General features: G+C 47.9%; 19 protein-coding genes and 1 pseudogene. 18 read left to right on the plus strand and 2 right to left on the minus strand.

Translation table 11 applies throughout. The features are described 5' to 3' along the window. Positions 1–90 precede the first annotated feature (90 nt). Positions 91–1575, plus strand: coding sequence for a glycerol kinase GlpK (gene glpK / locus L5M37_RS19425; RefSeq protein ID WP_263201670.1), 1485 nt, complete (start codon positions 91–93; stop codon positions 1573–1575). Between the two features lie 171 nt (positions 1576–1746). Here the strand turns inward: glpK and L5M37_RS19430 are convergent, their stop codons facing one another. Next, positions 1747–2082, minus strand: a complete 336-nt coding sequence (locus tag L5M37_RS19430) for a hypothetical protein (protein WP_168826581.1) — start codon at positions 2080–2082, stop codon at positions 1747–1749. A gap of 663 nt (positions 2083–2745) precedes the next feature. On the opposite strand from L5M37_RS19430, the gene mraZ reads away from it, so the two are divergent. The 15 genes from mraZ (at position 2746) to lpxC (ending at position 19756) form a co-directional block, all read left to right on the plus strand. Further along, positions 2746–3204, plus strand: a complete 459-nt coding sequence (gene mraZ / locus L5M37_RS19435) for a division/cell wall cluster transcriptional repressor MraZ (protein ID WP_105251188.1) — start codon at positions 2746–2748, stop codon at positions 3202–3204. Positions 3205–3235: 31 nt separating this feature from the next. Further along, positions 3236–4177, plus strand: coding sequence for a 16S rRNA (cytosine(1402)-N(4))-methyltransferase RsmH (gene rsmH / locus L5M37_RS19440; protein ID WP_105251189.1), 942 nt, complete (start codon positions 3236–3238; stop codon positions 4175–4177). Between the two features lie 10 nt (positions 4178–4187). Continuing rightward, positions 4188–4502 carry a cell division protein FtsL gene (ftsL, locus tag L5M37_RS19445; RefSeq protein WP_105251190.1) on the plus strand — a complete coding sequence of 105 codons (315 nt, stop codon included), beginning with the start codon at positions 4188–4190 and terminating at the stop codon, positions 4500–4502. Positions 4503–4515: 13 nt separating this feature from the next. Then, positions 4516–6270, plus strand: coding sequence for a penicillin-binding transpeptidase domain-containing protein (locus tag L5M37_RS19450; protein WP_105251191.1), 1755 nt, complete (start codon positions 4516–4518; stop codon positions 6268–6270). Continuing rightward, a complete protein-coding gene (gene murE / locus L5M37_RS19455) occupies positions 6267–7769 on the plus strand; it encodes a UDP-N-acetylmuramoyl-L-alanyl-D-glutamate--2,6-diaminopimelate ligase (protein WP_263201671.1) in 1503 nt (500 codons plus the stop codon). Before L5M37_RS19450 ends, murE begins: the two co-directional genes overlap by 4 nt. Then, positions 7766–9148 (plus strand): UDP-N-acetylmuramoyl-tripeptide--D-alanyl-D-alanine ligase, encoded by a 1383-nt coding sequence (locus tag L5M37_RS19460; protein ID WP_263201672.1) that lies wholly within the window; start codon positions 7766–7768, stop codon positions 9146–9148. Before murE ends, L5M37_RS19460 begins: the two co-directional genes overlap by 4 nt. After that, a complete protein-coding gene (gene mraY / locus L5M37_RS19465) occupies positions 9149–10231 on the plus strand; it encodes a phospho-N-acetylmuramoyl-pentapeptide-transferase (RefSeq protein WP_006079891.1) in 1083 nt (360 codons plus the stop codon). It begins immediately after the preceding gene. Between the two features lie 6 nt (positions 10232–10237). Then, on the plus strand, positions 10238–11557 hold the full coding sequence (gene murD / locus L5M37_RS19470; RefSeq protein ID WP_131525724.1) for a UDP-N-acetylmuramoyl-L-alanine--D-glutamate ligase: 1320 nt from the start codon (positions 10238–10240) through the stop codon (positions 11555–11557). Further along, positions 11547–12758, plus strand: coding sequence for a cell division protein FtsW (ftsW, locus tag L5M37_RS19475; protein WP_113941076.1), 1212 nt, complete (start codon positions 11547–11549; stop codon positions 12756–12758). The genes murD and ftsW overlap by 11 nt, the downstream gene beginning before the upstream one ends. Next, positions 12758–13846 (plus strand): undecaprenyldiphospho-muramoylpentapeptide beta-N-acetylglucosaminyltransferase, encoded by a 1089-nt coding sequence (gene murG, locus L5M37_RS19480; RefSeq protein ID WP_168826594.1) that lies wholly within the window; start codon positions 12758–12760, stop codon positions 13844–13846. Before ftsW ends, murG begins: the two co-directional genes overlap by 1 nt. A gap of 2 nt (positions 13847–13848) precedes the next feature. Beyond that, positions 13849–15315 carry a UDP-N-acetylmuramate--L-alanine ligase gene (murC, locus tag L5M37_RS19485; protein ID WP_105251197.1) on the plus strand — a complete coding sequence of 489 codons (1467 nt, stop codon included), beginning with the start codon at positions 13849–13851 and terminating at the stop codon, positions 15313–15315. Between the two features lie 151 nt (positions 15316–15466). Next, positions 15467–16216: a cell division protein FtsQ/DivIB gene (locus L5M37_RS19490; RefSeq protein WP_168826587.1), complete on the plus strand. Its 750-nt coding sequence runs from the start codon at positions 15467–15469 to the stop codon at positions 16214–16216. Next, entirely contained in the window at positions 16197–17432 is a 1236-nt protein-coding gene (gene ftsA / locus L5M37_RS19495) for a cell division protein FtsA (protein WP_006079897.1), read from the plus strand. Before L5M37_RS19490 ends, ftsA begins: the two co-directional genes overlap by 20 nt. Positions 17433–17465: 33 nt before the next feature. Beyond that, positions 17466–18653 (plus strand): cell division protein FtsZ, encoded by a 1188-nt coding sequence (gene ftsZ, locus L5M37_RS19500; protein ID WP_106648312.1) that lies wholly within the window; start codon positions 17466–17468, stop codon positions 18651–18653. A 182-nt stretch (positions 18654–18835) separates the two neighbouring features. After that, positions 18836–19756: a UDP-3-O-acyl-N-acetylglucosamine deacetylase gene (lpxC, locus tag L5M37_RS19505; protein WP_011845621.1), complete on the plus strand. Its 921-nt coding sequence runs from the start codon at positions 18836–18838 to the stop codon at positions 19754–19756. Positions 19757–19768: 12 nt separating this feature from the next. Here lpxC and L5M37_RS19510 read toward each other — a convergent pair whose 3' ends face one another. Continuing rightward, a complete protein-coding gene (locus L5M37_RS19510; protein ID WP_105251200.1) occupies positions 19769–20215 on the minus strand; it encodes a DUF721 domain-containing protein in 447 nt (148 codons plus the stop codon). Positions 20216–20242: 27 nt separating this feature from the next. Between L5M37_RS19510 and L5M37_RS19515 the strand changes: the two genes are divergently transcribed. Both L5M37_RS19515 and secA read left to right on the plus strand, forming a co-directional pair. Then, positions 20243–21142 (plus strand): M23 family metallopeptidase, encoded by a 900-nt coding sequence (locus L5M37_RS19515; RefSeq protein WP_105251201.1) that lies wholly within the window; start codon positions 20243–20245, stop codon positions 21140–21142. A 60-nt stretch (positions 21143–21202) separates the two neighbouring features. Then, positions 21203–23879: pseudogene (secA, locus tag L5M37_RS19520) on the plus strand (preprotein translocase subunit SecA). The last annotated feature ends 579 nt before the right edge of the window (positions 23880–24458 follow it).

Consider the following 24458-nt stretch of genomic DNA (forward strand, 5'->3'; position numbering starts at 1 on the left):
ATTCCGAATATATTCACTGCATAAGTCGGTGGATCATGTTAATTCTCGCCAGCATAAAAAGGCGGCGGAGAGTTCAGATAGGATAGTAGCGTGCAGAAAAAATACGTGGTGGCCTTAGATCAAGGCACGACCAGCTCAAGGGCGATAGTGTTCGATCACGACGCAAACATTGTCAGCGTGTCCCAGCGGGAATTTACCCAGTTGTACCCTAATCCGGGTTGGGTCGAGCATGATCCCATGGAGATTTGGGCAAGCCAAAGTTCAGTGTTAATTGAAGTATTGGCGCGTGCGGGTATTCACAGCGATGAAGTGGCCGCCATTGGCATTACCAATCAGCGGGAAACCACTGTTATATGGGAGAAGGCCACAGGTAAACCTATTTATAACGCGATAGTGTGGCAGTGCCGTCGCAGCGCTGAGATTTGTGAGCAACTCAAAGCTCAAGGGTTAGAAGAATATGTGCGTGAGAATACCGGTTTATTACTCGACCCTTATTTTTCAGGCACTAAGATCAAATGGATTCTAGATAATGTGCCCAATGCCCGTGAGCAAGCCGAGCGTGGTGAGTTGTTGTTCGGCACTATTGATACTTGGCTCGTGTGGAAGTTAACCGAGGGCAAGGTGCATGTCACCGATCCCACCAATGCTGCCCGCACTTTGCTATTCAATATCCATAGCCTGACTTGGGATAATAAGTTACTCGAAGCCTTAGATATTCCCTTGTCTATGTTGCCAGAAGTTAAACCTTCTTGCAGCGTGTATGGTACGACACGGATTGCTGGCGAAGGCAGTGAAATCCAAGTTGCAGGAATGGCGGGCGATCAACAGGCTGCGCTTTTTGGTCAGCTATGTGTCGAGCCCGGCATGGCGAAGAATACTTACGGTACTGGTTGTTTTTTGTTGATGAATACAGGGACAAAAGCGGTGCGCTCAAACCATGGCTTATTGACTACAGTTGCCGTGGGGCCAAAGGGTGAAGTGAACTATGCCCTCGAAGGTTCAGTCTTTATGGGCGGCGCGACCATTCAATGGCTGCGAGATGAACTGGGGCTTATTCGTGATGCCAGTGATACCGAGTATTTTGCCTCTAAGGTCGCCGATACTAATGGCGTGTATCTGGTGCCCGCTTTTGTGGGACTCGGTGCGCCCTATTGGGATCCCAATGCCCGTGGTGCGCTATTTGGGCTGACGCGCGGGGCGAATCGTAATCATATTATTCGGGCAGCGTTGGAATCTATCGCTTACCAGAGTAAAGATTTACTTGATGCCATGACTAAAGACAGTGGCGTTAGTCTTAAGCGTTTAAAGGTGGATGGCGGCGCGGTCGCTAATGATTTTTTGATGCAATTTCAAGCCGACATTACCGATGTCGAAGTGTTAAGGCCAAGCGTTTGTGAGACAACCGCTTTAGGTGCGGCATTTTTAGCTGGGTTGGCAGTGGGCTTTTGGGAGAGTGTGATAGAGCTTGAGCACAAAGCCTGTATCGATAAGCATTTTATCCCTAATATCGATGCCCAGACTCGAGTACAGTTATACGCAGGTTGGCAGGACGCGGTGGCCAGAACTCGAACTTAAACAATACGCCTTGAGGCGGCATTGGTTTGAGATAAAACTTAATTTGAGGTATCGCACGATTCGAAATCTGGCCTGATTTCAGGCATGCTCGATAGTGCTGCTAAAAAGAGGCTAATAAAAAGGCGCTAATCCAATGGGATTGCGCCTTTTCCGTTTTATATCAGTACGGATTTATACTTCTACATCAATGATATGTTGGCTCGGTGGCTTCTTGATTTCTGCGGAATCATCGGTCACTTCAAGTACGACACCTTCTTTTAGTTTTAGCGTTTCGGTTTCATCCGATGCACGGCGTTTCTTATTTTTATTGTTATCTGATTCTTTGCGTCTTTCCCTGACTTTAGTATTGCGGCTTTCTAACGCTGGAGGTAACTGCGACTGCGGTGTTTCATGGCTATCGGGGGCATTTGCGCTTGCACTGCTGACTTGGTCAACAACCCGTTTAGGGTGAAACACGGCTTTTACTGGCTGTGCCAGCATGGCATAAATGCTATCCAATCCACTCATAACGCCTCCTTGTTATTACACCTCTTAATATGATATCGGCTGAAGTCGGTCAATATTTAGACTATACGCCGTTTAACTTGTTAAGGCGAATAGGGCGAGTCATTAGGTAGCTAGTGCGGGTATAAGGTGAATGTGTAGGGATAAAGTGGTTCTTTTGGTGGATTTTACGTGGGATTTTTGATCTTTCTCGCAATCGCGACATTAATATTCTGCCATTAGTAAAAAGATGAACGTCTTTATTTGGAATAAAAATTTAGATTTTTATGCTGATTTAAACTCTTTTTTGACTGTCGAATAAGGATGGACGTAAGTTTGTTTTGTTGCGTTTTTGAGTTTGACGTTATTTCTCGACCCGTAAAATCCCACAAATACAGAAATAATTCCCCATTTTTTTCATCGCAAGCACCTGAAAGCAAAAGGTTGCTGAATATATCGGCGCTATTTATTCCTGTTGTTTCCTCTGTTTAGTCAATCTCTAATGGTTTTTCTTGTCAAAAGTTTGTCGCGAGGTTAAGTGCCCAACATGCGGCTAACCCGCTTGCCGACTGGATTTATAAAAGGATCCCATCCCTTGACAATGCTTGTCGACTGTCCCTAAACTTAGCAGTTGTGGGAAATAGTGGATATTTGTGGATCAAAAATCAAAGGATAGGATGAATTAGCGTGTTTCGTGGAGCCAGTGCTATCAACTTAGATACAAAGGGACGGATCGCTATTCCAGTGCGATACCGCGAACCTTTGCAGCTTGAGCACCAAGGCCGCATCGTGATTACCGTCGATATCCAATCCGCCTGTTTACTCTTGTATCCCATTCACGAATGGGAATTGATCGAAGCTAAGTTGTTGAAGCTTTCAGATACCGATAAAACCCAGAGATCTTTAAAACGCCTGTTACTCGGCTACGCCCACGAAGTGGAGCTCGACAGTAATGGGCGCATATTACTGCCGCCACCGTTAAGGCAATATGCCAATTTAGATAAGCGCATCATGCTGGTGGGGCAATTGAATAAATTTGAGCTGTGGGATGAGCAATCTTGGCTGCAGCAAATTGATGAATGTCAGGAAACGATTCGAAGTGAGGATCTCGTTAATAACGAGCGCCTCGCGGATTTTTCACTTTAACGAGTCGCGATAACTAAATAAGAAGAGAGTAATGAGTCAAGAATTTGCCCATTTATCCGTACTGCTAGCAGAAACGGTTGGCGGTTTAAACATCAAAGACGATGGCATCTATATCGATGGCACGTTCGGCCGCGGTGGTCATTCAAGACAAGTATTACAACAACTCGGTGAACATGGTCGATTGATCGCTATCGACCGCGATCCTCAAGCGATTGAAGCGGCCAAACAATTTGCTGACGATCCACGCTTTCAAATCGTGCATGGTGGCTTTGGTCAATTAGCCGATTACGTCGAAGAGCTTGGGCTTGTGGGCAAAATTGATGGCGTATTACTCGATTTAGGTGTGTCTTCACCCCAGCTCGACGATGCTGAACGCGGTTTTAGTTTTTTGCGCGATGGTCCACTCGATATGCGTATGGATAACAGTCAAGGCCAAACGGCTGCGCAATGGTTGGCTCGTGCCGAAATTGAAGATATGGCTTGGGTATTTAAAACCTACGGTGAAGAGAAAAATGCTCGCCATATTGCCCGTTGTATTGCTGCCGATCGTGAGAAAACGCCGTTTTTACGTACTAAAGATTTAGCCGATTTAATTGCGCGTATCACTAAAAATAAAGAACGCAATAAGCACCCTGCGACTCGGGTGTTTCAAGCGATCCGCATTTATATCAATAGTGAATTAGATCAAATTGATCAGGCTCTTGAAGGAGCCGTCAATGTGCTTGCTCCCCAAGGACGCTTGTCGGTCATCAGTTTTCATTCTTTAGAAGATCGTATCGTGAAGCGTTTTATTCGTCGTCATAGCCAAGGCGAAAGTGTACCGCACGGTTTTCCGGTTACTGAAGATCAAATTAACAAGTCGCGTAAGTTACGTGCCGTGGGCAAGGCGATTATGCCATCCGACGAAGAAATCGAACGCAATGCCAGAGCTCGCAGCTCAGTGTTACGCATTGCCGAGCGTTTAGATTACTAAGGGGCGCACTGTGAGTAAGCCCTCGATTAATCTGCCACGGATCGTTTTACATGATTTATGGCTGCACAAATGGATCTTGTTATTAGCCTTGCTTGTGCTGAGTAATGCGGTTGCCGTGGTTTATGGCAGCCATGTTAGCCGTCAACTGACAACCCAGTGGGACCAGTTACTGCAGGAGCGAGATAGATTAGATATTGAGTGGCGCAATTTATTATTAGAAGAGCAATCGCAGACTGAGCACAGTCGTATTACGCGTATTGCCTCTAAGGAACTCAACATGAGTCGTCCGTTACCCAGCGAAGAAGTTGTGGTAAAGGTGCCGTGAGTATAGGGAAGATATGACTAGGCAAGCGAAAATCAAACGGGTAAGCAAACCGCAAAAACCTCAATTGATCCACTGGCGTTTATACGTAGTGGTCGGGTTTGTGTGTGCGTTGTTTTGCAGCCTAGTGGGACGCGCAGCTTACATTCAAATTATCGAGCCTGACAAATTACGTCACGAAAGTGACATGCGAACATTGCGGACCACAAGTCGTGAAGTGCAGCGTGGCTTGATCACTGACCGAAATGGCGACATGTTGGCCGTGAGCGTACCTGTACGAGCCGTCTGGGCCGATCCAAAACAAGTCAATGATAGTAATGGTTTTGCCGATATGCGCCGCTGGCAAGCCTTAGCCGATGTGTTGCATGAGCCCCTCGAAGATTTGTTAGAGCGAGTACGCAGTAACCCCACCAAACGCTTCACCTACTTGAAACGCCAAATTACCCCTGCGGTTGCGGACTATATTACTCAGCTTAAATTACCCGGTGTATTTCTAAAGTCTGAATCTCGCCGTTATTATCCAGGTGGTGAAATCACAGCTCAGTTAATCGGCATCACTAACATAGATGATGTTGGGATTGAAGGTGTTGAAAATGCTTACAATAGTTGGTTAACAGGTACGCCTTCCAAACAAAAAGTGCGTAAGTCACGCGATGGTCATGTCGTCGAGCGTCTCGATATAGTGCAGGAAGGTGAGAGTCCTAACGATCTCGTGCTGAGTATCGATCATAGGATCCAACAATTAGCCTATCGCGAACTAAAACGCACCACTGAGATGAACCAAGCGACTTCGGGTTCGATTGTCGTCCTCGACATTCATACGGGTGAAGTCTTGGCAATGGTGAATACGCCTTCGTATAACCCCAATGCGCGCGACAATCTGCAAACCTTCAGAATGCGTAACCGTGCTATGACAGATACCTTTGAGCCGGGTTCGACCATTAAGCCATTTGTGGTAGCCGCAGCGCTTGAAGCTGGCACAGTTAAATCGACCGATATTATTGCCACTTCACCGGGTTGGATGCGTTTAGGTGGTCGCCAAGTACGTGACCCCGCGAACTACGGCGATATGAGTTTGGCGCGTATTTTGGCTAAATCCAGTAACGTCGGCATCAGTAAATTGGCTTTGTCTATTCCGGTGCAGCAACTGCTCGGCACTTATCAATCCATGGGACTTGGTAGTTTTTCGGGAATTAACCTCACGGGTGAAAGCGCTGGCTTGATTCAAGATCGCCACCGTTGGTCAGACTTTGAACGTGCCACCTTGTCCTTCGGTTACGGCTTAACGGCAACAACACTTCAACTCGCGCGCATGTACGCCACCTTAGGCAATGGCGGTACTTTGTTCCCAGTCTCGATAATGAAACTGAAAAAGCCACCTGTCGGTGAGCGAGTCATTTCTGAAAATGTGGCCCACGATGTGATGCAAATGCTGGTCGGTGTAACGGAAAAAGGTGGCACTGGCACCTTAGCACACATCGACGGTTATCCAGTTGCAGGTAAGTCTGGCACAAGTCGTAAGGCAGTTGCTGGTGGTTATGGTGATGATTATGTTGCTTTATTTGCGGGTGTTGCTCCTGCGAATAATCCTAGATTAGCGATAGTGGTGGTAGTGAATGAGCCTAAGGGTGATCTCTATTATGGTGGTTCAGTGGCGGGGCCTGCATTTGCCAAAGTCATGTCTGGCGCACTGCAAATGTTAAACGTTGAACCCATTACCGATAAAGAACAAGTGCAATTGGCGGGAATCGCCGCTGGGAGAGCAGAATGATGTTATTACGGGATTTGCTAGCGCCTTGGCTACATTATGCTGGCGCGCAGTCCTTCAATGATCTGACCTTAGATAGCCGCGCAATACGTCGCGGCGATGTGTTTTTGGCGCTGCCAGGACATAAGGTCGATGGCAGACAGTTTATTGAAAAAGCCTTAGATTTAGGTGCCGCAGGCGTATTAGTTCACACGGATGATGCTGACCAACATGGCAAAGTGTTGCTGGGCGATAATGCCGAGCACTGTGTGCAGATTTATTTCTTTCAGTTAAGTCGTCAGGTATCGGCAATTGCCGCCCAGCGTTATCCCTTAGCGCACAAGTCTGCCGTTATGCCATCCCTTGGGGTTATCGGCATTACTGGAACTAACGGTAAAACCTCTACGAGTCAACTCATTGCACAACTGGTGACTTCATTGGGGCGCAAAGCTGCCGTCATGGGCACCCTTGGCAATGGTCTCTGGGGCGAGCTTGTTGATAGTGGTAACACCACAGCCGATGCGATTACCTTAATGCGTCAGTTGCATGAGTTTGAAGCCCAAGGCGCGAACGTCTGCGCCATGGAAGTGTCGAGCCACGGCTTAGTGCAAGGCCGCGTCGACGCAGTACCATTTGATGTTGCCGTGTTCACTAATCTGACGCGCGATCACCTCGATTACCACGGCGATATGGAAAGCTATGCCGCCGCTAAACAAAGCCTATTTCGTTTCAGCACTTTAGGTCACGGTTTATTGAATCTCGACGATGCAGTTGGCGCCTCTTGGTTGACTGAGCTTAAGCCTGTGCCTGCGCAGATTTGGGGTTTTAGCATTGAAGGTCATCAAGGTGCGGCTTTTTATACTAAAAATGCCAAGTTTGACGATCAAGGTGTCAGTGCAACCTTAGTGTGGCCCGAGGGCGAGACTCAAATCCACTCGCCACTTCTTGGTGCCTTTAATCTCTCTAATTTACTCGCGGCGTTATCGGCCTTGTATCTGCAAGGTTTTGATATGAAAGCGTTAGCCGAGCAGGTGCAATATTTAACGCCCGTTGCAGGTCGTATGGAGCGTTTCACTACAGCGGATAACATCACCTTAGTGGTCGATTATGCCCATACACCCGATGCGATAGAACAAGCGTTAAACGCGCTACGTCGCCATTGTGCTGGTGATTTATGGTGCGTGTTTGGTTGTGGCGGCGACCGTGATAAGGGCAAGCGTCCTTTGATGGGCCAAGCTGCTGAACAGTTTGCCGACCGCATTATGGTGACCAGCGACAATGCGCGCAGTGAAGACCCCGCGCAAATTATTACCGATATTATCCAAGGGCTTGCAACACCAGAGCAGGCATTGACTCAGGTTGACCGTATCGCAGCGATTAAAGAGGTTGTGGCATTGGCTAAACCTGGCGATGTGATCTTGCTGGCGGGCAAGGGCCACGAAACTTACCAAGAGGCGGCAGGTGTGCGTCATGACTATGATGAACGCGCTCTGGCACGCCAGTTATCGGAGCAATTAAGATGATCCCTCTTTCTCTCGAGACCCTAAGTCAACACTTAGGTACGTTTCGAGTCGGTGACGACGTCACCATCCAAGATTTAAGCAGTGATAGCCGTAAAATCGGCGCTGCAACCCTGTTTGTTGCCTTAAAGGGTGAGCGCTTTGACGGCCATGATTTTGCCGCAACAGCTATTGCGAACGGCGCCGCGGCGTTAATGGTTGAGCGTGAATTAGCTTTTGATGTCCCGCAGCTCATTGTGGCTGATTGTCAAAAGGCCATGGGTGCGATTGGTGCTTATGTTCGTGACCAGATCAATCCGATTTGTGTTGCTTTGACTGGCTCAAACGGCAAAACCAGCGTGAAGGAAATGATCGCGACCATTCTGTCGGCAAAGCATCAAATCCTCTATACCGCTGGCAATTTTAATAATGAGATTGGTGTGCCGCTCACTTTGCTGCGTTTAACGCCAGAGGATGAGTTTGGGATATTCGAGCTCGGCGCTAACCATAAAGGTGAAATCGATTACACCTCGGGACTTGTGCGTCCAAACGTCGCGCTGGTGAATAACGTCGGCAGCGCCCATTTAGAAGGATTTGGATCACAAGCAGGTGTCGCACAGGCGAAGTCAGAGATTTTTAATCATCTGCAGGCCGATGGCACTGCCATCATTAACGCCGATGATGCCTTCGCTGATTTTATGAGCGTTAAGGCAAGACCTTATAAGCAACTGAGCTTCTCCCAGCAAGATGGCGCCGCTAAACGTCATATCGACGTGATAGCGACAGGCCATAAGACTAATGCGGATGGTTGCTATCGTTTTATGCTCAATTATTTAGGTGAATCTTGCCAAGTGGTATTGCCGTTGGCGGGTCGTCATCAGGTGAGTAATGCTCTCGCCGCTGCAAGTGTTTGTATTGCTTTGGGATTGAGTTTGACTGAAATATCTGAAGGCTTGAGCCAATTAACGCCAGTGAAAGGACGTATGCAGCCGAGTCAATTGGGACGCGTGCGTCTAATCGACGATAGCTATAACGCAAATCCTGTCTCCGTTGGCGCGGCGATCGCTTGGTTAAAGGAAATTTCTGAAAATCGCTGTCTGGTACTGGGAGATTTAGGAGAATTAGGCGACAATGCGCCCCTTTTACACGCTGAACTAGGGCAACTGGCCAAGCAACAGGGGATTGATGCCTTGTTTTGTACCGGAACTTTAAGTCAGCACACGAGCCAAGCTTTCGGTGCGGAGCACTATGACAGTGTGGCGACGTTAGTAGAAAAACTTATAAAGCATATAAACCAGTTGCCGGGACAGGTAACGGTTCTCGTTAAAGGTTCACGTAGCGCCGCCATGGAGCGGGTCGTGGATGGCCTAACAGTAGCCTTCGGGCGTGGGGAGTTAGTGTAAATGCTGGTATATCTGGCCGAGTATTTAACCCGTTTTCATACCGGGTTTAACGTGTTTTCCTATGTGACATTTCGAGCCATTTTAGGCTTATTGACCGCATTGGTTTTTAGCTTATGGTTTGGCCCTAAACTGATTGAACGTTTGCAATTACTGCAAATTGGTCAGGTTGTGCGTAACGATGGTCCAGAATCACATTTTAGTAAGCGTGGCACGCCGACTATGGGTGGCTTGCTGATATTGGCTGCTATTTTCATCAGCGTGTTGCTGTGGGGCGATCTCGGTAGCCGCTATGTGTGGGTCATGCTGTTTGTGCTCGGCAGTTTCGGTTTGATCGGCTTTATCGACGATTACCGCAAAGTGGTGCGTAAAGACACTAAAGGCTTGATCGCGCGCTGGAAGTACATTCTGCAATCTTTGGCTGCGCTGCTTATTGCTTTTTTCCTGTATGCCACGGCGGCCAATCCAGGCGAAACCCAATTAGTGGTGCCTTTCTTTAAAGACGTGATGCCGCAACTCGGCGCCGTATTTATCGTATTGGCATACTTCACGATAGTGGGTTCGAGTAATGCGGTGAACTTAACCGATGGTCTCGATGGTTTGGCGATTATGCCGACGGTAATGGTCGCGGCGGCGTTTGCGTTGATTGCTTATTTGTCGGGTCACGCGCAGTTTGCAAACTACTTACATATTCCGCATTTACCCGGTTCGGGTGAGCTTGTGATTGTCTGTACCGCCATTGTCGGTGCGGGTCTGGGCTTTTTATGGTTTAACACTTATCCCGCGCAAGTCTTCATGGGCGATGTGGGTTCACTGTCATTAGGTGCTGCACTTGGCACGATTGCAGTGCTCGTTCGCCAAGAGATTTTGTTAGTGATTATGGGCGGCGTGTTCGTGATGGAAACCCTGTCAGTGATTCTGCAGGTGGGTTCGTACAAGTTACGCGGCCAGCGTATTTTCCGCATGGCGCCGATCCACCATCACTATGAGTTAAAAGGTTGGCCTGAACCTCGAGTGATAGTGCGTTTTTGGATTATCTCGATATTCCTCGTCTTACTTGGCTTAGCCACGTTGAAGTTAAGGTAATTGGTTATGCAAAATCAGTATTCACACATAGTGTTAGGTTTAGGGGCAACGGGCTTGTCCGTGGTGCGCTATTTGTGTGGAAAGGGCATTACGCCATTGGTGATGGACAGTCGTCGGCAGCCTCCGGGTGCTGAAACGTTAGCAACGTCTTTTCCTGATGTGAAGCTGATTTCTGGCGGATTCGATTGCCGTTATCTTGTGCAAGCGACGCAGATCATTATTAGTCCCGGCATTGCTACTTATACCCCAGAGGTGCGTGCCGCTGTGGATATGGGCATTGAGGTGATTGGCGATGTGGAGCTATTTGCCCGTGAGATTGCTGACCGTAAACCTTGTGTGATTGGTATTACTGGCTCTAACGGAAAATCGACTGTCACTACGCTTGTGGGCGAAATGGCAAGGGAAGCGGGTATCGCCGTTGCCGTTGGTGGGAATATTGGTGTGCCTGCGCTGGATCTACTGCATGAAAATGCCGACTTATTTGTGCTTGAGTTGTCGAGCTTTCAATTGGAAACCACCCACAGTCTTAAGTGTGTGGTGGCGACCTGTTTGAATATCAGCGAAGACCACATGGACAGATACAGTGACATTGATGCCTACCGCGAGGCTAAATTACGCTTATACAAACAAACCCGTGCCGTACTTTTTAATCGTGACGATAAACTGACCGTACCGCCAGAACCAATGAACCAAAACAGTTTTGGTTTAGCGGCGCCAGAAGCGGACGAATGGGGCATCAGCGACAGCAAGATTTATCACGGCAGCAGCGAAATAATGCCGATCACTGAAGTGTCGCTGATTGGCAGTCATAACCATGCCAACCTACTTGCGGCGATGGCGCTTGTGGATGTCGTGGGTGTCGATAAGCACGTTATGGCAAAAGTGGCGCGTACTTTTACTGGCTTATCCCATCGCTGTGAAGTGGTTGGTGTTAAGAATGGCGTGACCTATGTCAATGACTCTAAAGCGACAAACGTCGGTGCTACAGTCGCCGCGCTCGATGGCTTGAGTGACCACTTAGGCGATATTATTTTGATTGCTGGCGGTGACGGTAAAGGGGCTGATTTTAAGCCTTTAGCTGTGGCTTTAGCTAAAGTCACACACCTCATCACCTTAGGCCGCGATGGTAAAAAGATTGCTGCATTGAAAGACGGCTCGATAAGAGTCGACACTATGGCTGCTGCGGTAGCGAAAGCCGCTGAATTGGCAACCTCTGGTGATATCGTTTTATTATCACCAGCCTGCGCCAGTTTAGATATGTACAGTAACTTCATGGCTCGAGGTGATGATTTTAGAAACCTCGTGGGACAACTTAATGGCGAGTGATGCAAGACAACTTAGCCTATTTGGGCGTTTGCGTTTAGCAATACCCAATTGGCAACGTGATACCGAAGTCCCGGGCGTGCAATTGTACGACCGTGCTTTGCTCGCGGCTGTGTTGTCTTTGATTAGCTTCGGCTTTGTAATGGTGATGTCAGCCTCTATGCCTGAAGCGCAAACGCTCACGGGGAACCCATTTTATTTTATGACTCGCCATGTGGGTTATTTAGTGGGTTGCTTATTCATTGCGGCATTTGTGCTAAGAGTAGAGATGCAGACTTGGCAGCGCTGGAGCCCCATGTTGTTGTTGATTGTGGGTTTGATGTTGTTGGCTGTATTGGTGGTTGGCACTACGGTAAACGGTGCGACGCGTTGGTTATCCATAGGCCCTATTCGCATCCAGGTGGCGGAAGTCGCTAAATTTGCCTTCGCCATCTATATGGCGGGTTACTTAGTGAGGCGTCATCAGGAAGTGCGCGAGAATGCTAAAGGCTTCTATAAGCCGATTGCAGTATTTGCGATTTATGCTGTGCTGATTTTGATGCAGCCCGACTTAGGTACTGTGGTGGTGCTATTTGTTGGAACGGTTGGTCTATTGTTTTTAGCCGGTGCGCGTTTACTCGATTTCTTTGCCTTGATTTTTGCGGGCGTATTGGCGTTTGTGGCCCTAGTGCTATTGGAACCGTATCGTATCCGCCGAGTGACCTCCTTTATGGATCCTTGGCAAGATCCCTTCGGTAGCGGTTACCAGTTGACTCAATCTTTGATGGCCTATGGTCGAGGTGATTGGTTTGGCCAAGGGCTCGGAAATAGTATTCAAAAATTAGAATATTTACCCGAAGCGCACACAGACTTTATCTTTGCCGTGATCGGGGAAGAATTGGGCTTTATCGGCATTATTGCCGTGTTATCTGTACTGCTATTTGTGGCGCTGAGATCGATTCGTTTAGGTAATTTGTGTTTAGCCATGGATAAGCCATTTGAAGGTTATTTAGGTTATGCCATCGGTATTTGGATTTGTTTCCAGACTGTGGTGAATGTCGGCGCGAGTATCGGCATGTTGCCAACCAAAGGGCTGACATTACCTTTTATCAGTTACGGTGGTAGTAGTTTATGGGTCATGACTGCGGCAGCGATGATGTTGCTGCGCATTGATTACGAGCGGCGCATGACATTAGTTCAGGCCGTGCAAGGGAGATTGAAGTGATGACTCCAACAGGAAAACGTATTTTAGTCATGGCGGGTGGTACGGGAGGACATGTGTTCCCGGCACTGGCGGTGGCTAAGTATTTAGCTCAACAGGGTTGGCAAGTGCGTTGGTTAGGCACGGCCGATCGTATGGAGGCGCGTTTAGTGCCCCAGTATGGATTTGATATTGATTTCATCGATATCAAAGGTGTGCGCGGTAATGGTTTGATCCGAAAACTTGCGGCGCCCTTTAAAGTGGTGCGTTCAATATTGCAGGCTAAGGCCGTGATTGCGGAGTTTAAACCCGATGTGGTCCTTGGCATGGGCGGATTCGCCAGTGGCCCAGGTGGTGTTGCGGCAAGATTAGCCGGTATTCCACTGGTGCTGCATGAACAAAATGCCATCCCAGGGATGACAAACAAGTTGTTGTCGCGGATTGCGACGCAAGTGTTATGCGCCTTTAAAAATACCTTTACCACAGTGAAGGCCAAGGTCGTTGGTAATCCGATTCGCCAAGAACTGATTGCCTTAGGTGCAGAACCTAAGCATGAGGCTGATGAAGCCTTAAAAGTGCTCGTGGTCGGTGGCAGCCTTGGCGCCAAAGTATTTAACGATCTTATGCCAGAAGCTGTCGCGATACTGAGTCAGCAGCAGTCAGTGACGGTTTGGCATCAAGTGGGTAAAGATAATCTTACGGGCGTGAAGGCGGCATATCAGCAACAAGGACAAGATGGTGGCGTGAATATCGCTGAGTTTATCGACGATATGGAAGCCGCCTATCGCTGGGCTGATGTGGTATTGTGCCGAGCTGGCGCCTTGACTGTGTCTGAGTTAGCGGCGGTGGGGCTACCGAGTATTCTGGTACCTTATCCCCATGCAGTGGATGATCATCAAACCCGTAACGCTCAAGTATTGGTTGAGGCTGGCGCAGCTTTCCTATTGCCACAGGCCATCTTGGATGTGAATAAACTGGCGAACAAATTACAGTTGCTCGCCAATGACAGAACAGAATTAGCCCGTATGGGCCAAAGAGCGAGAGACGTTGCGGTACTGGATGCGACTGAACAAGTTGCCGCAGTGTGCATCAGCCTTGCTGAGAAAGGATAAGCATGACTAAGACAGAAAGATACGCACAACTGAGAAGCATGATCCCAGAAATGCGCCGTATTAAGCGTATTCACTTCGTCGGCATTGGCGGCGCGGGCATGGGCGGGATCGCCGAAGTGTTAGTGAACGAAGGCTATCAGGTGAGTGGTTCGGATATTGCGCAAAATGCCGTGACTGACAGATTGTGTTTACTCGGAGCCAAGATCCAAATTGGTCATGCCGCTGAAAACGTGCAGCAAGTGGATGTGGTCGTCATATCAACCGCGATTAATCTGGAAAATCCAGAAATCCTTGCCGCTAAAGAATTACGTATTCCTATTGTGCGTCGTGCTGAGATGTTAGCCGAGTTGATGCGTTATCGACATGGTGTGGCGATTGCGGGCACCCATGGTAAAACCACGACAACGAGCCTTATCGCCAGCGTTTATGGTCAAGCTGGGCGGGACCCAACCTTTGTGATTGGTGGCTTGCTCAACAGTGCCGGTACCAATGCCAGATTAGGCACCAGCCGTTATTTGATTGCCGAAGCCGATGAGAGTGATGCGAGCTTCTTGCATTTGCAGCCTATGGTCAGTGTGGTGACCAACATCGAAGCTGATCATATGGATACTTATGGCGGTGATTTTGAAAAACTGAAATCGACTTTTGTGGATTTTCTGCACAACTTGCCGTTCTACGGTGTGGCTGTGGTGTGCATTGATGATGCCGTCGTGCGTGAGATTCTGCCGCGTATTGGCCGTAAACACGTGACCTATGGTTTCAGTGACGATGCGGACGTGCAAGCACTTAATTTTAGCCAGCAAGGTCATCAGTGCCGTTTTACTGTTAGACGTAAAGCTAAAGAAGATCTCGATCTGGTGTTGAATTTACCGGGCCAACATAATGTGCTCAATGCGTTAGCTGCCATTGCGGTGGCGACTGAAGATGAAATCGACGATAACGCTATTACTCAGGCTTTAGTGGAGTTCCAAGGTATAGGGCGTCGTTTCCAGCATTTAGGCAAATTTGCCACGCCGAAGGGCGAAGTCATGTTAGTGGATGATTATGGTCATCATCCCAGCGAAGTTGCGGCGACCATTAAAGCTGCGCGCGCAGGATGGCCTGATAGACGTTTGGTCATGGCGTATCAGCCGCACAGATACACTCGTACCCGTGATTTGTATGAGGATTTTGTGGAAGTGTTATCACAAGTGGATTGCTTATTGTTACTCGATATTTATAGTGCGGGTGAAGCGCCGATCACAGGTGCGGATGGTCGCGCATTATGTCGTTCAATTCGCTTGCGTGGTCAGCTAGATCCGATCTTTATCGCAAGCCCAGATCTGCTTGCAGAAGTGTTGCCCGATGTATTGCAGGACGGGGATTTATTACTCACCCAAGGTGCGGGTAATATTGGCGCCCTGTCGCGACAGTTAGCGTCGTCTGGATTAGGGTTTGCTGTGGTGGAGTTACCTGCGCAAGCAAGCTGATCTTTAGCGCTTGATCTGCGAGAAAAAGGAAATTTTGACCAAAGGATTTTGGTCTATATAATGGCCGGTTTTCTGTGGTTTTTAATGGGTGTCGTTAAAGGTGGGATGAAGCGTGTCTTGGAGTGATAAGAGGCGGCACTGGCGGGCAAGAATGTCACGGTTTAATTGGTATCAATGGAGCGGGGCTGGCTTTTTATTCTTCATCGTAGCCAGTTTTGTATTTGGTGGCTATCAGTTACATAAATTTTTGAATGATGCCAGCAACTTGCCGATTGAGGCCGTTGCCATCAAAGGTGAGCGGGTTTACACCACAGATAAAGATATACAAGTAGCACTACAGCATTTAATGCAGCGCAGTTTTTTTAGTGCTGACATTACCTTAGTGCAGCAGGCATTAGAAGCTTTACCTTGGGTGTATCGCGCATCGGTAAGGCGTGAGTGGCCAGCGAAACTCAGGGTGTATTTGCAAGAGCAACAACCCGCAGCCCATTGGAATGGTGACTTGTGGTTGAACGTGCATGGAGAAGTATTTGAAGCGCCATCGCACCCAGAGCTTGAGCATTTACCGCAGTTATCTGGACCAAATGATATGGGCCTTGAGGTGTTGACTGTCTATGCACAGATCAACTCCCTACTAAAGATTAACGGCTTTACCTTAGCCAGTTTGAATTTAACGCCACGACATGCGTGGCACGCGACCCTTGGAAACGGTATCGTTTTAGATTTGGGTCGAGAAGATAAAATTGCACGGATACAACGATTTATTACTGTTTATCCGGTTTTGGCGAAACAAGAGAAATCCGTTGCCAGAGTAGATTTGCGCTACGACACAGGGTTGGCCGTAGGCTGGGGCGATGCACAAACAAGAGAGCCGATAATTAATGATCAAAAACCAAGATAGAAACCTTATCGTCGGATTGGACATAGGAACCTCTAAGGTCGCAGTGATCATAGGCGAAGTTCTGCCCGATGGCGAAATTAGCATAGTCGGCCTTGGTAACCATCCCTCAAGGGGCATGGATAAAGGTGGCGTGAACGATTTAGATTCGATAGTTCGCAGTGTGCAACGTGCGCTCGATCAAGCGGAATTAATGGCGGATTGCCAAGTGTCATCGGTTTACTTGAGTATTTCGGGTAAACACATCGCCTGCCAAAATGAAAACGGCATGGTATCGATCAACGATGAAGAAGTGACACAGGAAGATGTTGATAACGTGATCCATACGGCTCGCTCGGTGAAGATCCCGACCGAACGTCGCATTTTACACGTGCTGCCGCAGGAATATGCAATCGACGTTCAAGACGGTATTCGCAGCCCAATTGGTATGTCCGGTATGCGTATGGAGGCCAAGGTACACATAGTGACCTGCGCCAATGATATGGCGAAGAATATTACTAAGAGCGTTGAGCGTTGTGGCCTTAAGGTCGACGACTTAGTGTTCTCTGGGATTGCTTCAGCCGATGCTGTGTTGACCTTCGATGAGAAAGATTTAGGTGTGTGTATCGTCGATATCGGCGGTGGCACCACGGATATCGCGGTATATACCAATGGCGCCTTGCGTCATTGTGCGGTTGTACCGGTTGCAGGTAACCAAGTGACGAACGACATTGCAAAGATTTTCCGCACGCCGTCGTCACATGCTGAACAAATTAAAGTGCAGTTCGCCTGTGCTCGCAGTTCTATGGTGAGCCGCGAAGACAGTATTGAAGTGCCATCGGTAGGTGGTCGTCCATCGAGGAGCATGTCACGTCATACGCTCGCCGAAGTGGTAGAACCAAGATACCAAGAGCTGTTTGAGCTTGTGCTTAAAGAGTTGAAAGACAGTGGATTAGAAGATCAAATCGCCGCAGGTATTGTGCTCACAGGTGGCACAGCGTCGATTCAAGGTGTGGTTGATATTGCGGAAGCGACTTTTGGCATGCCAGTTCGCGTAGCGTCACCGCTACCGATCAAAGGTTTATATGAATACGTGGACCAGTCTATTTACTCCACAGGAGTCGGACTGCTTCATTACGGCGCACGACGGGTGATCGAACGTCAGTTCGAACGTCCTGAGCGCCAAGGGGTAACTAGCGCTTGGAATCGGGTCCAAAGCTGGTTTAAGGGCGAATTTTAATTTTCATAACGCAGGCAACACGGAGATCAGACAATGTTTGAGATCATGGATACTCACTCAGACGACGCGGTGATTAAAGTCATCGGCGTTGGCGGCGGCGGCGGTAACGCTGTCGAACATATGGTCAAACACAACATTGAAGGTGTTGAGTTTATCGTTACCAATACAGACGCTCAGGCCCTGAGAAAATCAGGCGCTGGCTCAACAATTCAATTAGGACGCGATGTCACTAAAGGTCTTGGAGCAGGGGCAAACCCAGATGTGGGTCGTGCTGCAGCTGAAGAAGACCGCGAAAACATTCGCGCGGCAATCAAAGGTTCTGACATGATCTTTATCGCTGCCGGTATGGGCGGTGGTACAGGTACAGGTGCTGCACCTGTTGTGGCTCAAATCGCACGTGAAGAAGGTATTCTGACCGTTGCGGTTGTGACTAAGCCTTTCCCATTCGAAGGGAAAAAACGTATGGCTTACGCTGAGCAAGGTATTGCTGAGCTGGCTAAGCACGTGGATTCGTTAATCACGATCCCGAACGAAAAATTATTAAAAGTATTGGGCCGTGGTACTTCTTTACTCGATGCGTTCGCCGCAGCGAATAATGTGTTACTTGGCGCGGTACAAGGTATTGCCGAGCTTATCACTCGTCCTGGTCTGATTAACGTCGACTTCGCCGACGTGAAGACTGTGATGTCTGAAATGGGTAATGCCATGATGGGTACAGGCGTCGCTCGCGGTGAAGACCGCGCTGAAGAAGCGGCCGAAGCTGCTGTTGCCAGCCCATTATTAGAAGACATCGACTTAGCCGGTGCGCGTGGTGTGTTAGTTAACATTACTGCGGGTATGGACATGAGTATCGAAGAGTTCGAAACTGTTGGTAACCACGTTAAGGCTTACGCCTCTGACAACGCGACTGTGGTTGTTGGTGCTGTCATCGACCCTGAAATGAGTGATGAGCTGCGTGTAACGGTTGTTGCGACCGGTATTGGTGCTGAAAAGCGTCCTGATATCCAATTGGTTTCTAAACCTGCACCTCGTCCAGAGCCTGTAGTTGTTGAACCAAAAGTCGAAGCCTATGTCGAAGAAGCTGCACATGTGAACTATGCAGCGCCAAAAGGCAACGTGTTGCCAGCGGCACCGCAGCCAGCTCCTACGCCTGCACCATCGACAAAGCATGAATTGGATTATCTTGATATTCCAGCATTTTTGCGTAAGCAAGCCGACTAGCGAGAGCGTTTGAGTCCAGCGTAATATGTGAGGTGTTGTTCGTTTTGGGCAATACCACAACATAGCTGCATTTGTGTGACATAATAAAGTTATGTTATTATGTTGAACCAGTGCGGCTCGATTTGCCGACGCTGAGTGTACAAATATTAGGCTTTATAATTGGCATATAAACGGGTAACTGAATGATATTTCAACGAACTGTTCAGAAAATGGTGAAAACAACTGGTGTCGGATTGCATTCTGGCAACAAGGTCACTTTGAGCATTATGCCCGCGCCCGTTAATTCAGGGATCGTACTCGTGCGCACCGATTTGAGTCCTGCCGTCGCCATCCCAGCGAAGGCGGAGCAAGTTCGTGAAACCACTATGTGTACGGCACTTGTCAATGACGAAGGTATTCGTATCTCGACCATTGAGCATTTATTTGCAGCACTTGCGGGTTTAGGCATAGATAACGCTGTAATCGAAGTGGACGCGCCTGAAATTCCTATTATGGATGGCAGTGCAAGCCCATTCGTCTTCTTGTTGCAGTCTGCTGGTATTAAAGAGCAGGCCGCGCCTAAGAAGTACTTAAAGATTAAGCGCCCTGTGCGCGTTGAAGATGGCGATAAATGGGCCGAGTTAAAACCGTTTAAAGGTTTTAGAGTCAATTTTAAAATTGATTTTGCGCATCCAGAAATCGCTCGTAGCCAACAGCATGTGGTGATGGACTTTTCAACTTCTGCTTTCGTGAAAGATATCAGCCGCGCCCGTACTTTTGGGTTTATGCGTGATATCGAATATTTGCGAGCCAACAACCTAGCGTTGGGCGGCAGCATGGAAAACGCTGTTGTACTTGATGAATATCGCGTCCTTAATCCCGACGGCCTGCGTTATGAGGACGAATTTGTTAAGCACAAAATTCTAGATGCGTTTGGTGATTTATATGTGGCTGGGCACGCTATTTTAGGTGAGTTCACTGCGTATAAAACCGGTCATGCGTTGAACAACCAATTGGTGCGTGCTTTACTGGCGCAACAAGATGCGTGGGAGTTGGTCAGCTTCGAAAAAGAAGCCGATGTCCCCGTCAGCTTTACCGTACCAGGTGGCGCTGTATTTGCTTAAAAAGCGGTAAGATTATTTATTACGGCTGGCCAATGAGGCCAGCCGTTTTAGTTTTTCACCCAGTGAACCGCCAATATTTTCCGCTAATGCTGCAATGTGCTCCGCTGCTGCTGGGCTTAATTCTTTATGTCCCTGTTTAGGCTTTGCGTCATACATTGCTAATCTCGGGTTGACTTTAACTTCAATTGCGGTAAGGATTGGGAGCGTTTCTGCTTGAAGCTGGATTAATAGCTTCGGCTTTTGGAAATTAATTCGCGCAGCCCAGGCTGCCGAAGTGGTTTCAACCACAAGAACACCCTGGCGGAAATTAGCGACTTTTAGTTGCTCCGCAACAGGACCTGCAATAATCTGCTTCACATGCTGATCCAGATACATAAGTAGTTCCGCTTTCTCAGCAAGGTCGGGTAATTTTCCCGATTGATGCAGTAATTGGCTGAGATCTTGAGGGGGCTTTTTCATATGATAATAAGATGGCTGAATTAGGCTATGAGTGTAACAGTATTTATTCAAGGTCGGAATGGCGTCACACGCTGGCAGCCCAGTAAACGCTGGTTGCTACTTCCAATACTATTGTTGGCCACTGGGTCCGGTATTTATCAACACAACTCCGCTCGATTTCAAGATCAGCAAGCCAGTGTCGATAACGATCGTCTCGTGCGCGAACAACAAAAGAAACAAGTCTTAGAGCTTAAAAGTGCTACTGAGTCTCAACTGGCTATGCTTGTGACTCATGTTGCACGTATGCAAGCCAAGATCACCCGTCTCGAAGCTTTAGGTCAACAGGTCGCCCAGCAGAATAAGTTGGATGAAGATTTTGATTTTTCATCCGAGGTTGGTGTGGGTGGTTTGAGCGAACTAGGCACTAACATCGAGCTCGGACAGCTTATCGACGATATGGATAAGTTGGCATCACGAATTGACAATAATAATGTTCAGCTTTCACTACTTGAAACAGTGTCATCTAACCACCATATAGATGATGAACGTTATATATCAGGTATCCCGCTCGATAAAGGTTGGTTATCGTCGCCCTACGGATTACGTAATGACCCTTTCAACGGTCGCAGGTCTGTGCATAAGGGGATTGATTTTACCGGTCGAGAAGGAGCTAAAGTTGTTGCGACTGCTGCAGGCGTGGTGACTTTTGCTGGAAATATGTTCGGTTATGGCGAATTGGTTGAAATCGACCATGGTAACGGTTTGCATACGCGTTATGGCCATAATAAAGCTTTGTCAGTGACTGTAGGTGATGTGGTCGCAAAAGGCGATGCTATCGCCAGTATGGGAAGCACTGGGCGCTCAACTGGGGCTCATGTGCATTATGAAGTGTTGCGCGGCGGACAGCAGATAGATCCACAAAAGTTTGTCTACCGCAAAGCAAGTTAATTGAAACATTGGCTTCTAGTTTCCATCATGGACTTGGCCTACAGAGAATAAGTGATTCAGATGTTTGGTAAATTACTGACAAAAGTATTTGGTAGTCGCAACGACCGCACCCTTAAAGGGCTTCAAAAGATCGTTATTAGCATTAACGCATTAGAAGCTGATTATGAAAAATTAACCGATGAAGCATTAAAGGCGAAAACCGCAGAGTTCCGTGAGCGTTTAGCTGCTGGAGCTTCATTAGATAGCATCATGGCTGAAGCCTTTGCTACAGTGCGTGAAGCGTCTAAGCGTGTATTTGATATGCGTCATTTCGACGTACAGTTACTCGGCGGTATGGTACTCGACAGCAACCGTATTGCTGAAATGCGTACAGGTGAAGGTAAAACCTTAACGGCAACCTTACCCGCCTACTTAAACGCATTGACAGGCAAAGGCGTCCACGTGATTACAGTGAACGATTACTTGGCACGTCGTGATGCCGAGAATAACCGCCCACTGTTTGAGTTCCTTGGTTTAACCGTAGGAATCAACGTCGCTGGTATTGGCCAACATGAGAAGAAATCGGCCTATAACGCCGATATCACTTACGGGACCAACAACGAGTTTGGTTTCGATTATCTGCGCGATAACATGGCGTTTTCACCGCAAGAACGGGTTCAACGTCCGTTGCACTACGCCCTAATCGATGAAGTGGATTCAATCTTAATCGACGAGGCGCGTACGCCGCTGATCATCTCTGGCGCCGCCGAAGATAGCTCTGAGCTATACATCAAGATCAACACCTTGATCCCTAATCTTATCCGTCAAGATAAAGAAGATACGGAAGAGTTTGTGGGTGAGGGCGACTACAGCATCGATGAAAAAGCCAAACAAGTGCATTTCACCGAGCGTGGTCAAGAAAAAGTAGAAAACCTGTTGATCGAGCGCGGCATGTTAGCCGAAGGCGACTCACTCTATTCTGCAGCTAATATTTCCCTGTTACACCACGTCAACGCGGCGCTTCGTGCGCACACGCTGTTTGAACGTGATGTGGATTACATAGTACAAGACAACGAAGTCATCATAGTCGATGAACACACGGGTCGTACTATGCCGGGTCGTCGTTGGTCAGAAGGCTTACATCAAGCTGTCGAAGCCAAAGAAGGCGTGCACATTCAAAACGAAAACCAAACATTGGCTTCGATCACTTTCCAGAACTACTTCCGTCAATACGAGAAGCTGGCAGGTATGACAGGTACAGCCGACACTGAAGCGTTTGAATTCCAACACATCTATGGATTAGACACAGTCGTTGTGCCGACTAACCGTCCAATGGTGCGTAAGGATATGGCGGATTTGGGATTGCCGTGAACGTGGTCAGCCAGTATTGGTGGGTACAGTATCAATCGAACAGTCTGAACTGTTAGCGCGCTTAATGGTGCAGGAAAAGATCCCGCACGAAGTTTTAAATGCTAAATTCCACGAACGAGAAGCAGAAATCGTCGCGCAAGCTGGCCGTACTGGCTCTGTGACTATTGCGACGAACATGGCAGGTCGTGGTACCGATATCGTGCTTGGCGGCAACTGGAACATGGAAATCGATGAACTCGATAATCCTACAGCAGAGCAAAAAGCCAAGATCAAAGCCGATTGGCAAATTCGTCATGATGAAGTCGTTGCTGCGGGTGGTTTACATATCCTAGGTACAGAACGTCACGAGTCACGCCGTATCGATAACCAGTTACGTGGTCGTGCGGGTCGTCAAGGTGACGCGGGTTCATCACGCTTCTACCTGTCGATGGAAGATAGCTTAATGCGTATCTTCGCCTCGGATCGTGTCTCTGGCATGATGAAAAAGCTGGGTATGGAAGAAGGCGAAGCGATCGAGCATCCATGGGTGTCTCGCGCAATTGAAAACGCTCAACGTAAAGTTGAAGCCCGTAACTTCGATATCCGTAAGCAATTACTCGAATTTGATGACGTCGCTAACGATCAACGCCAAGTGGTTTACGCCCAGCGCAATGAGTTGATGGATGCGGAAAGTATTGAAGATACTATCCAAAACATCCAAGACGATGTAATTGGCGCGGTAATCGATCAATATATTCCGCCGCAATCAGTAGAAGAGCTGTGGGATATCCCGGGTTTAGAGCAACGTCTACACCAAGAATTTATGCTCAAATTACCTATCCAAGAATGGTTAGATAAAGAAGACGATCTGCATGAAGAGAGTCTACGTGAGCGTATTATCACTGCTTGGGGCGATGCGTATAAGGCAAAAGAAGAAATGGTTGGCGCACAAGTGCTACGCCAGTTTGAAAAAGCCGTTATGCTACAAACGCTCGATGGCCTGTGGAAAGAACATTTAGCGGCGATGGACCATCTGCGTCAAGGTATCCACTTACGTGGTTACGCACAGAAGAATCCAAAGCAAGAATATAAGCGTGAGTCGTTTGAGTTATTCCAACAACTGCTGAACACCTTGAAACACGACGTCATCAGTGTACTGTCGAAAGTACAAGTGCAAGCTCAGTCAGATGTGGAAGAAATGGAAGCGCGTCGTCGTGAAGAAGATGCCAAGATCCAGCGCGACTATCAACACGCAGCGGCAGAGTCGCTTGTTGGCGGTGGTGATGAGCATGAAGCTGTCACTGCGCAAGCACCGATGATCCGTGATGGTGACAAAGTGGGTCGCAACGATCCTTGTCCTTGTGGCTCTGGTCGTAAGTACAAACAATGCCACGGCAAGTTAAGTTAATCTGCTGACAGATTAAGCCTACTGAATAAGTAGAATAAAACGTACACTAAAGGCAACTTATCTAAGTTGCCTTTTTATTTTTTCATTAATTTAGAATTAAGCCTCACGTTTACTCCCATGTCATCCGGATTACATTCTTACTCTTCTTTATATAGCTAATCGTCGTTATTCCCCATTGAACATCATTTCATTCTTATCGATAGCCTCTAAAGTTAACCCGCCGCTGTAGCAAATTTAACCGTTAAAACCCATTTTGTGGATAAGTCTGAGGATAAAGTGGGGGTATTGTGTGACTAACTGAAAGTATTAAAAAAAGATCCATTTTTCTCAAAAAAGCCCTTGCGGACTTTCTCAATCTCCCTATAATGCGCATCCACTGACACGGCAGACAGCGTAACGCAAGTTAAGCAAAGAAAGCCAAGCAGTTCATCGGTTAGCAAGCTAAACGATGAGTGTTGAGAAAGTTGAAAAAACTACTTGACGCACTAACGGGAATGCGTAAAATACGCAGCCCTGACCCGCTGAAAACTCAGTGTGTGGTCAACGCTCTTTAACAATTTATCAAGCAAATCTGTGTGG

Origin of the sequence: Shewanella sp. SM69, assembly GCF_025653985.1 — a bacterium.
Taxonomy (GTDB): Bacteria; Pseudomonadota; Gammaproteobacteria; order Enterobacterales; family Shewanellaceae; genus Shewanella; species Shewanella oncorhynchi.